3 protein-coding genes are annotated in these 11,772 nt (G+C 45.8%); 2 read left to right on the top strand and 1 reads right to left on the bottom strand.

Annotated elements, in window-relative coordinates; genetic code table 11:
* A partial coding sequence (locus MiSe_RS34870) for a CLIPPER-2 domain-containing protein (protein WP_226588838.1) occupies nt 1-2,743 on the top strand: 2,743 nt, incomplete at its 5' end.
* Nucleotides 2,744-2,961: 218 nt separating this feature from the next.
* Here MiSe_RS34870 and MiSe_RS51405 read toward each other — a convergent pair.
* Entirely contained in the window at nt 2,962-3,084 is a 123-nt protein-coding gene (locus MiSe_RS51405) for a hypothetical protein (RefSeq protein ID WP_264196760.1), read from the bottom strand.
* A 33-nt stretch (nt 3,085-3,117) separates the two neighbouring features.
* On the opposite strand from MiSe_RS51405, the gene MiSe_RS34865 reads away from it, so the two are divergent.
* Complete coding sequence (locus MiSe_RS34865; protein ID WP_226588837.1) at nt 3,118-11,763, top strand: DUF5672 family protein; 8,646 nt, start codon at nt 3,118-3,120, stop codon at nt 11,761-11,763.
* Nucleotides 11,764-11,772 lie beyond the last annotated feature (9 nt).

Here is an 11,772-nt window from a genome sequence, read left to right as displayed (position 1 = left end):
GGGCGAAGTCATCAGCTACAGCATCGTTGTAGATAACAACGGCAACCAAACCCTGACGGGTGTAACTGTCAGCGACCCGAAATTGGGCACCCTCACCGGACCTAGTGGCGACAGCGACAGCGATAGCAAATTGGATGTGAACGAAACCTGGACTTATACAGGTGCCTACACCGTCACTCAAGCTGATATTGACAATGGCGGTAACATCCTGAACACCGCAACGGCGGATAGTACTCAAACAGGTTCTGAAAGTGCTTCTACTTCGGTTCCCGTTGAGCAGAAACCAGACCTCAACATCACCAAGACAGCCTCCGTACCCGGTGGCACCGCCGATGTGGTGGGCGAAGTCATCAGCTACAGCATCGTTGTAGATAACAACGGCAACCAAACCCTGACGGGTGTAACTGTCAGCGACCCGAAATTGGGCACCCTCACCGGGCCTAGTGGCGACAGCGACAGCGATAGCCAATTGGATGTCAACGAAACCTGGACTTACACCGGTTCCTACACCGTCACCCAAGCTGACATCGACAACGGTGGTAACATTCTCAACACCGCCACAGCGGATAGTACTCAAACAGGTTCTGAAAGTGCTTCCACCTCGGTGCCGGTGACTCAGCGACCTGACCTGGACATTACTAAGACAGCGACCGTAGCAGATGGTGCAACCGCAGTCGATGCCGCTCTTGATGTAATTAACTACAGCATCGTGGTGGACAACAACGGCAACACCACCCTGACTGGCGTAACCGTTAGCGACCCACGCATCAGCAATCTCAGCTTAGCCAGCGGCGACACCGACAGCGACAGCAAGCTGGATGTGAACGAAACCTGGACTTATACAGGTTCCTACACCGTCACTCAAGCTGACATCGACAACGGTGGTAACATTCTCAACACCGCCACAGCGGATAGTACTCAAACAGGTTCTGAAAGCGCTTCTACTTCGGTGCCGGTGACTCAGCGACCTGACCTGGACATTACTAAGACTGTTAGCAGCATCACCAATCCCAATGGCACTGCTGGTGGCACGACTGTTGACCAAGTTGGAGATGTTGTCCGGTATGCGATTACGGTGGACAACAACGGCAACACCACCCTGACTGGCGTAACCGTTAGCGACCCACGCATCAGCAATCTCAGCTTAGCCAGCGGCGACACCGACAGCGACAGCAAGCTGGATGTGAACGAAACCTGGACTTATACAGGTTCCTACACCGTCACTCAAGCTAATCTCGATGCTGGCGGCAATCTGCTCAATACTGCCACCGCCGATAGTACCCAAACGCCGTCTGAAAGCGCTTCCACCTCGGTGCCGGTTAAGCAGAATCCTGCCATCAATATCGACAAGGTGACGGTTTACGGAACTCAAACAGGCGACGGATTGACTGGTGTTGTAGCAGGTCAGCCTATCAGTTGGCGATACACGGTGACCAATCCGGGTAACGTGAGTCTCTCCAACGTCTTTGTCAAGGATAACAACGGCACGACGACTAATACGGCTGACGACTTCAACGCGACTTACGTGAGTGGGGATACCAACAACGATGGCAAGTTGAATCCCGGTGAAAGTTGGAGCTATACAGCCTCTGGCACCGCTGTGGCTGGTAGCTACAACAACATCGGTACGGCGAGTGGTAGCATCGGCGGTACTACAGTCACCAAGACTGACTCCAGTTCTTACTTTGGCACTGCTGATGTCGGTCAAATTGCTCCCACAGGGGTGACCTGTGACCAGTACATCCAAGGTACGGCACCTGACTTCAGCCAGTTCTATGCCTCTCAGGGGGGAGTCGTCCAATACAGTACCCAAGGCGGTTTGATTAACCAAACGAACCCAGGCGTGTTCTTCTACTACACGGGTCTTTCAAACACCATCAAGGGGTTTGATGGCCCAGATGCGGGTACTGCGCCCGACCCACTCACCGTCTTCATCGACCAGAACAACAGTAGTAGTAACGTTAACCGATGGAATTTCGACGCCACCAAGAACGACGTCAAGCTCTATCGGGTCACCGATGTCAACAACAATGGCATCATCGACGCCGCTGATACCTGCGTACAGCAACAACTGAACAACAATCAGATCAAGATTCAGAACGGCGACGTGACAGTCGATTTCATACCCGCGACAATAGGCTCTCTATATGTAATTGGGGTGAAATACGACACGTCAACTGTGAAGGGCATCAATGTGGGCACGTCGAATCCGACGGTGAAGTACAATTTCCAGACCGATGTCGGCAATGACGGCTTCTTTGAGGAGACGGACTCCAAAGGAATCACCTTGCAGTACAAATTCCCGCTGAAGCTCCAAGGTACTCCAACGGTTGGTGGTTCGAGGCTGACTCAAGCGGAACTTGCGCCAGTTGTGGATGCGGCGATTGATTACTGGGCGAAACAAGGTGCAGACTCACAAAGTCTGAACAAACTGAAGAACACCGATGTGCTGATTGGCGATCTGGGTGGCTCGGTATTGGGCACGACTGATGGCTCAATGGTGACGATCGATGATGATGCAAGTGGTTATGGCTGGTCTGGATCGCTTGATGGCGTCGCTTCCAACCGCGTCGATCTCTTTTCGGCTGTGACTCACGAGTTCGGGCATATCCTGGGTTACGACCACGATGCGATGGGTGAAACTCTAGGTGTTGGGGAACGGCATCTGCCGTTGGATTTAGAGGATAAAAATCTGTTCAAAGATCCATTCCCCAATTCGCTTTCTGGGCGCTCGCTGTTCTAATTTGAGGTGCGCTGATTCTGCCTGAAGTTGGGTAGAATCAGCAAATTCCATAGGATTTAGGCAGAGACATCAAATATGATGGGTGGTGCGTTACGCGCAACGCTTACGCACCCTACAAATAGAGGCTTTGCCTAAGTTCCATCCGATCCGAATCTCGTCTAAAACAAGCGTTTCACGGGTAATCTGCTTTGTGAAACGCTTGTTATCAATAGGAGGTTTTAACCACAGATGAACACAGATGAACACAGATGAACACAGATGTTGGCGCTAGCCTTCTTTCGGGTACACAGATGAATACAGCGGTTTTCAATTCTTTTGACCACGCCGTAGGGGCACGGCATAGATAAGATTTATTGCTCACCAAAAGACTTTTGATGCCGTGCCCCTACTGGGGGTTTGTATTTCACCAAGTTGCAAACTGCTATAAGATTGTTATGTCAACAACAGACCCGGATCAAATTCAAAATCAGTTTCAATTAGGTATCGAGCATTATCAGAAAGGGGAAGTGCAAGCAGCTTCAGTTTGTTTTCAAGCAGTGCTGCAAGAAGAACCGCATCACGTTCATGCTCATTATAATTTGGGGATTATCTATCAAAATCAAGGAAATTGGATTAAGGCGCTACAGCATTATCAGCAGGCAATTCAAGTCAAACCTGACTATACTGCGGCTTATAATAATTTGGGTAATCTCTATTTAGAACAGGAACAGTTTCAAGCAGCTATTGATTGTTTCCTCAAAGCAATTCAATTTGAGGCTGATTATGCTCCAGCTTATAACAATCTGGGTAATGTCTATAAGGAACAAGGGCAGTTTCAGGCAGCTATCGATTGTTTCCTTAAAGCAATTCAACTCCAACCTGAATATACTTCAGCTTATAGCAATCTGGGTAATGTCTATAAGGAACAAGGGCAGTTAGAGGCAGCTATCGATTGTTTTGACAAAGCAATTAAACTCCAACCTGACTATGCCGATGCTCATTACAATCGGGGACACGCATTACTTTTGTTAGGTGAGTTGCAGTCGGGTTTTTTAGAGTATGAATGGCGATTTGAAACCCAAATAATCAGCCGGTTTAAACCTAAAACTACGATGTGGGATGGTTCTGAGATTGAGGGCAAATCTATAGTTCTCTGGAACGAACAAGGATTGGGGGATGAGATTCAGTTTGTTCGCTATGCCCAGCAGCTGCAAAAGCAGGGAGGATTGGTTACTCTCTGCACTCATCCGGCTTTGGTTTCTCTGTTTCGGGAATGTTTGGCAGGCGAAGTTGAGGTGATAGAAAAAAACAATTGCGATATCTATGCTTATGACTGCCAAGCTTCGATGATGAGTTTGCCAGGGATTTTTCAAACTAATTTAGATACTATTCCTAACTCTGTTCCTTATATTTTTACCCCTGATTCACTGCGTTCTGATTGTGTTATACCCTCATCTTCTGGTTACCGCATTGGCATTGTTTGGGCAGGGCAAATTAAAAATCCTGATTACCTTAAGAAGTCCTGTTCTCCTGATTGGTTTATTGATTTGCTTGATGTTGGCGATGTAACGCTTTATAGTCTGCAAGTGGGAGTAGATGCTGTTAAAATTCAGCCTTGGCTTGACCAAGAAGACGCCCAGACGCGGAGAAAGGGAGACGCTCTGCGCGACCTTTCTCAAGATCAGAGCATCTGGTTTGAGCCTCCCGAATTTATTCGTAGAGAAGAAGAAAATTCTACATTGCTCGAATCCCCTGGCTTTAGAGATGGGATGTCACCGCGTCACCGTGTCACCGCGTCACCGCGTCCTCTTCAAGATCGGCGCGTCTGGGATTTGAGCCATTTAATTCGCGATTTTGTTGATACTGTTTGCTTGATTGAGCAGTTGGATTTAGTTATTACTATAGATACTGCTGTGGCGCATTTGGCAGGCGCGATGGGTAAACCTGTATGGGTTTTATTACCTTTTATACCGGATTGGCGCTGGCAGTTACATTGTCAGGTTAGTCCTTGGTATCCGACAATGCGGTTATTCCGCCAACCGAGTTTGGGAGATTGGGGGAGTGTCTTCCAGCAAGTAAAGGAGAAACTTGCAGAGGTGCTAAAAGGACAATCTCCTATTTTTGCTGTGGAAGCAGTTAAAGCATTTTCTGGTACGATTCAGACTAAGGGTAAAGCGTTCAAGCAGATCGATACTAACAAGATTGCGATGAGCAAAGCCGAGGGGAAAAAATCTAAGAAAAAGTCTAATTCCCACAGTCGCAATTCTGCCGGTCAGCGGGAAAGAGGGGATGCGATCGCTCCTCCACAAATAAATCCTACCAAAATTCAGCAGCAGATTCGATTGGGAATCCAATATCATCAATCTGGACAATTGCAAGCGGCAGAAGCTTGTTATCAACAGGTGTTGCAGTGGCAACCTAATGATGCAGATGCTTGGCATTTGTTGGGTGTCATCGCCTACCAACAGCAAGAATATTTAACTGCAATAGAACTCATTCAACGAGCAATTAAGCAGAAATCAGGAAATGCTGGATTCTACAATCATTTGGGTCTTGCCTTTCAAGGGCAAGGGAATTTAGCAGCAGCAGTTCAATCCTATCAACGCGCCCTACAACTCAATCCTAACGCTTCTGAAGTGCATCTTAATTTGGGAAATGTTTGGCAAGAGCAAGGGCATTTAGCAGCAGCGATTGATTCTTATCAGCAGGCAATAAATCTCAATCCTAATTTGCCAGAAGCGCACAATAATCTGGGAAATGTCCTCAAAGCGCAAAGGAAGTTAGAGGCAGCGATCGCATCCTACCAACGCGCCCTAGAATTGAAACCAGACTATACGAATGCCCATTACAATTTAGGACTGGCGCTACAAGACAAAGGTGAGCTAGAGGCAGCGATCGCATCGTACCAACGCGCCCTTGAATTCAAACCGGACTCTGCCCATGTTCATTACAATTTAGGTCTGGCGCTGCAAGACCAAGGTAAGTTAGAAGCAGCGATTGAGTCCTACCAACGCGCCTTACAATTTAAGCCTGACTATGCCCATGCTAAATTCGGCATTTGTATGAGTCAGTTGCCCATAATTTATACCAATTTTGATGAAATTAATCTCAGACGAGAACGCTATCAGCAACATCTTGAAAGTCTAGCTCGTTTCTATCAAACAGCTTCACAAAAAGAACGAGAAAATGCGGCTGATGCGGTTGGTTCATTACAGCCCTACTTTTTAGCTTATCAAGGTTTAAATGACCGGGATTTGCAGCAGATTTATGGGCAAATGATTTGTCAGCTGATGTCAAGTCGTTATCCTCAATGGTCGCAATCTCTGCCTCTTCCTGCGTTAGCAACCCCAACCCATGAAAAAGTGCGAGTGGGATTTGTTTCGGGATGTTTTTATCGCCATTCTGTTTGGAAAATTCCGCTTAAAGGTTGGGTGGAAAATTTGGATAGAAATCGGTTTGAATTATTTGGCTATCATACTGGCTGGAAACAGGATGAGGAAACAGCTAGGGCGGCTCAATTTTTTGACAAATTTATTCAGGAAAATCTGTCTGTAGACAAATGGTGTGAGAGGATTGCACAAGACAAATTACACGTCCTGATTTTTCCTGAACTGGGAATGGAACCAATAACGCTGAAGTTGGGTTGCTTAAGATTGGCTCCAATTCAAGCCACATCCTGGGGGCATCCTGAAACCAGCGGAATGCCAACGATTGATTATCATTTGAGTAGCGACTTAATGGAACCAGAAAATGGTCAAGAACACTATAGTGAAAAGTTAGTCAGATTGCCGAATTTAGCGATTCATTATACACCCTTAGAGATGCCGCTGAAAGCGATCGGTAAGGCGGATATCGGGCTGAAAAATGATGACATTATGTTTTGGTGCTGTCAAACTTTACAGAAATATTTGCCGCAACATGATGATGTTTTTCCCAGAATTGCTCAGGAGGTTACTAGGGCTAAGTTTGTATTTATTGAGTACAGAAAAGGTAAATATGTAACCGAAGTCTTTCGTCAGCGTCTGAGCGGCGCTTTTGAGGAGTTTGGACTGGATTATCAAGACTATTGTATCTTTTTGCCTTATTTGGATGGTAGCACCTATGCTGGCGTGAGTGCGATCGCAGAGGTTTTCCTCGATAGCATTGGTTGGTCGGGTAACAATACGACGATGGAATCCACTGCTTATAATATTCCTATCGTGACGTTGCCAGGTGACTTGATGAGGGGGCGGCATACGCTGGCTATCCTTAAAATGATGGGGATTGAACAGACAATTGCGACGAGCAAAGATGAGTATGTCAAAATTGCAGTTCGTCTGGGTCAAGATTCCCAATATCGCCAATTTATATCCAGGAAAATTGCTGAAAATAAGCATAAGTTGTATGGGGATCTTAAACCGATTAGAGCTTTGGAAGATTTTCTCTTAAATGTTGTTCAGAAAGATGTTAAACCTGTGGCAGAAATAGTAGCAAACGGGCAGGATGCCCATCCCACAAGAGATATTCAGCTAGCAGCAAACGGGCAGGATGCCCATCCCACAAGAGATATTCAGCTAGCAGCAAACGGGCAGGATGCCCATCCCACAAGAGATATTCAGCTAGCAGCGGACGGGCAGGATGCCCATCCCACAAGAGATATTCAGCTATCGGCACATTTGATTGAACAGCAGCTTGATTTAGGCATCGCGCATCACCAAGCGGGAAAATTGACCGAGGCACAAGCTTGTTATCAGCAAGTGTTGCAGTGGCAACCAAAGCGTGCAGATGCTTGGCATTTGTTGGGGGTTATCGCCTACCAACAGGAGGAATATTTAACGGCGATAGAACAGATTAATCGAGCAATTGAGCTAAATTCAAATGCTGCCAATTTTTATAATAGTCTTGGTAGTGTCTATCAGAAGCTTCGTCAATTTGAGCGAGCATTGGATTGCTATCAAAAGGTAATCCAACTTGAACCTAACTTTTTTAAAGCGTATAACAATATTGGTTTGGTTTACCAAGAAAGTGGGAAATTGCCGGAAGCGATCGCATCTTATCAGCAAGCGATTCAACTGCAACCAAACTATGCTGAAGCTTACTTAAATCTCAGCATTACCTATGATAAACAGACGCAGTTAACCCAAGCGATCGCTTGCTGTCAAAAAGCGATTCAACTGCAACCAAACTATGCTGATGCCTACTGCCAATTGGGCCGAATTTTCTCAAAGCAAGTTAAACCCAGAGAAGCGGTGCAATCTTACCAACGCGCCTTGCAAATCGAGCCGAATTATGCTGTGGCTCACCACGATTTGATGTTCAGCTTGTTGTATTACAGTTGCGACTATGAGCCATCAGAGATTTATGCGGAACACCGCAAATGGGCTGAACGTCATGCAAAATTATTAGCAGAAAATATTGCGCCTTACGATAATAATCTCACTCCAGAACGTCGCCTGCGAATTGGCTACGTTTCGGGGGATTTTAAAACTCATTCGGTTGCCTATTTCTTTGAACCCTTGCTTGCTAATCGCAACGAGCGCGATTTCGAGGTTATCTGCTACGCCAACAACTCAACTATCGATGCTACAACGCAAAGATTGCGGCAACTTGCTGATGGCTGGCGCGAGATTTATACGCTGAACGACGCGCAAGTTGCTGAACGAATCCGCCAAGATAAAATTGACATTCTGGTCGATTTGTCTGGTCATACTATGGACAATCGGCTGCTAGTATTTGCCCGCAAACCTGCACCCGTGCAAGTCACTTATCTTGGCTATCCCAGCACGACTGGACTCGATACGATTGATTATCGCCTGACTGATACTTGGGCAGATCCACAGGGAGAGACGGAACATCTACACACCGAACAATTGGTGCGTTTACCCCACGGTTTTTTGTGCTATCTTCCTGCTAGCAATTGTCCCGATATCAGTCCACCACCTGTGTTGAAAAGCAATCAGATTACTTTTGGCTGTTTTAATAACTTAGCAAAGGTCAATCCAGAATTGATTGGTTGTTGGGCGAAAATTCTTCAATCTGTGCCTAACAGCCGCCTGATCATCAAATCTAAACCGCTAGTTGATTCTGACAATTGTGCTTATGTGCATGGACTATTTCAACAATACGGGATTGAGCGCGATCGCGTCCAACTCATCGGTTGGTTAGCCAATCAAACTCAACATTTAGATCTGTATAATCAGGTCGATATTGCTTTAGATACGTTTCCTTATCACGGCACAACTACTACCTGTGAAGCGATGTGGATGGGTGTGCCGGTAATTACCCAAGCGGGACAAACCCATGTCTCGCGGGTTGGGGTTAGTTTGCTTTCTTCAGTTGGTTTAGAAACGCTGATTGCTGCATCATCTGAAGAATACATTCAAAAAGCAGTTGATTTGGCTAATAATCAAGAACAATTGCCAGAACTGCGAGCTAAACTACGCCACCGGATGCAAGCAGCACCCCTGACCAATGCTAGTTTAATTGCCCGTTCTTTAGAAGACGCTTACCGGGCGATGTGGCGGCGTTTTTGCGATCGATCCCTAGTTGAAACGGTCAATCCGGAGGGTTCCGAACAGACAATTTCTGACCAAATTCAACAGCAAATCGAATTGGGAATCAAATATCATCAATCTGGGCAATTGCCAGCAGCAGAAGTTTGCTATCAACAAGTGCTGCAATGGCAACCAAATCATGCGGATGCGTGGCATCTGTTAGGCGTTATTGCATCTCAACAAGGACAATATCAAACTGCGATTGAACGCATCAATCGGGCGATTGAATTGCAGCCAGAAGCGGCTACTTTCTACAGCAACCTTGGCAATGCTTACCAAGAACAAGGGCAGTTTCAGCCAGCAATCAAGTGTTACCAAAAAGCACTTCGACTCCAACCTGAATTTGCCCAAGCAAAATTAAATCTAAGGATTGCCTATAAGCAGGCGCAGCTACCAAAAGTCCTCGACTGTTGCGTCGATTATCGGACTCAGCATTTTGAGTGGCATTGTCAATATATTTATGAAAAATATTTGAAAGATTGGCCGCCTCGCTCTCTGCCAAAAGAAAGTCAGTATATGGCTGTTATTGTTGAGAATCGCGCCCATCCGCTGCTAGCTTTTGCGATTAAAAATACCCTTCTATTGACGCCCGATGAAGTGGGGTTACAAATTTTTTGTTCGGCGTCTAATGTTGATTTTGTTCAAGAGATTGTCAAAGATATTGAGAATGTCAGAATCGTTATTTTGCCTGAAGTATCTAACCTAGAAAACATGGGTTATTCAAGATTGCTGAAAACCCAATCATTTTGGGAAAAGATTCCCGCCGAAAAACTATTAATTTTTCAAACTGATACCATACTGACAGAACCTCTAGACCCTCGTTTCTTTGAGTATCCTTATCTGGGCGCTCCCTGGTTACAAGAAGACATTCAAGAACAATTTTATTTCTTTCATTTCGACGGCGATCGCAGATTCCCAGTGCAACGGGATAGCTATGAAATTACTCGAAATGTAAGTTTCCCAGTCAAAGAACGATGTCCAGTAGGTTTTGGAAATGGAGGCTTGTCAATTCGTAATAGACAAGTTATGCTCGATATTTGTCGCCGATATCCAGAGCGCAGCGATTGTCCTGAAGATTTGTATTTTTCTTACCACGTATACAAGGATCTAGAGACCAATTCTGGTCTATTGGAAGTGGCGCGAAACTTTGTGACAGAAACCTGGTTTTCTCCTGATTCGGTAGGACTTCATGCCGCTTGGAAATACCTGAGTTCTGAAAAGCCAGCTTACTTTTTTGAAAAACATCATAAAAATATCCTGGCTTACTTTTATTCAAACCCAAATCCTATCGACTTAGGCATAGCTGACAAGAAACAAGGTAAATTGCCTGAAGCCCTGCTCAACTCTGGCATTGCTCATCAATTGAAAGGAGAGTTTGAGCTAGCGATCGCATCCTACCAAAAAGCGATTCAATTTCAACCCGACTGTGCTGTAGCTCACTATAATCTCGGTCGTGTCTACAAAGATCGAGGGCAATTGACTAAAGCCATCCAGTGCTTCGAGCAAGCGATTCAACTTAATTCCAACTATGTTGATGCTCATTTAAGTAGGGGACTCGCATTGCTATTGCTTGGTGATTTTCAGCAAGGTCTTTTAGAGTATGAATGGCGCTTTAAAACCCAACAATTTAACAATTTCAAACAACTTAAAGTCCCGATGTGGGATGGAGCGCCACTTGAGGGTAAATCCATCGTCCTCGGAAACGAACAAGGACTGGGAGATGCCATTCAGTTTGTCCGTTATGCCCCAAAGTTGCGAGAGCAAGGTGCAAGAGTTATCCTCAGTACCGATCCTGCATTAGTTTCTCTATTTCGGGAATGCCTAAAAGGACAATTTGAGGTCGTAGAATCAAGCCAGTGTAATGTTTATAACTACGATTTCCATGTTTCTTTGATGAGCTTGCCCCGTATTTTCAAAACGAGTCTAGATACGATTCCCAACTGTACGCCCTACATTTTTCCACCTCACCCATTGCGCGGCTGTATTCTCCCCTTATCCCATTCGTACCGCATTGGGATTGTCTGGGCAACTGGTAAGCTCAACGCCCAACTTTATCGCCAAAAAACCTGTACACCTGAGTTGTTTATAGACTTGCTTAATTTGGGGGATATATCTCTCTATAGTCTGCAAGTGGGAGAAGATGCTTCCCAAATTCAGCCTTGGTTAAATTATCAGCGCGTTTGCGATCTCAGTCCGCTACTCAAAGATTTTGTGGATACCGCTTGTGCAATTGAGCAGTTAGATTTAGTCATTACCGTTGATACAGCCGTAGCTCATTTAGCAGGAGCGATGGGTAAACCAGTGTGGGTTTTGCTGCCTTTTGTCCCCGACTGGCGTTGGCTTTTAGAGCGCCAAGATACCCCTTGGTATCCCACCATGCGATTGTTCCGCCAAACAAGTCCAGGCGATTGGGCGAGTGTCTTCCAACAGGTGAAAAAGAGACTGACAGAAGTCCTTAAGGACGCATCTCCTCTCTTTCCTATAGAAGCAAAAACTCCCATAAATTAACCTAGCTAT

It is taken from the genome of Microseira wollei NIES-4236, from assembly GCF_020521235.1.
In the GTDB taxonomy this organism is placed as follows: domain Bacteria; phylum Cyanobacteriota; class Cyanobacteriia; order Cyanobacteriales; family Aerosakkonemataceae; genus Microseira; species Microseira wollei.
This window is presented reverse-complemented; position numbering and strand designations above follow the sequence as displayed.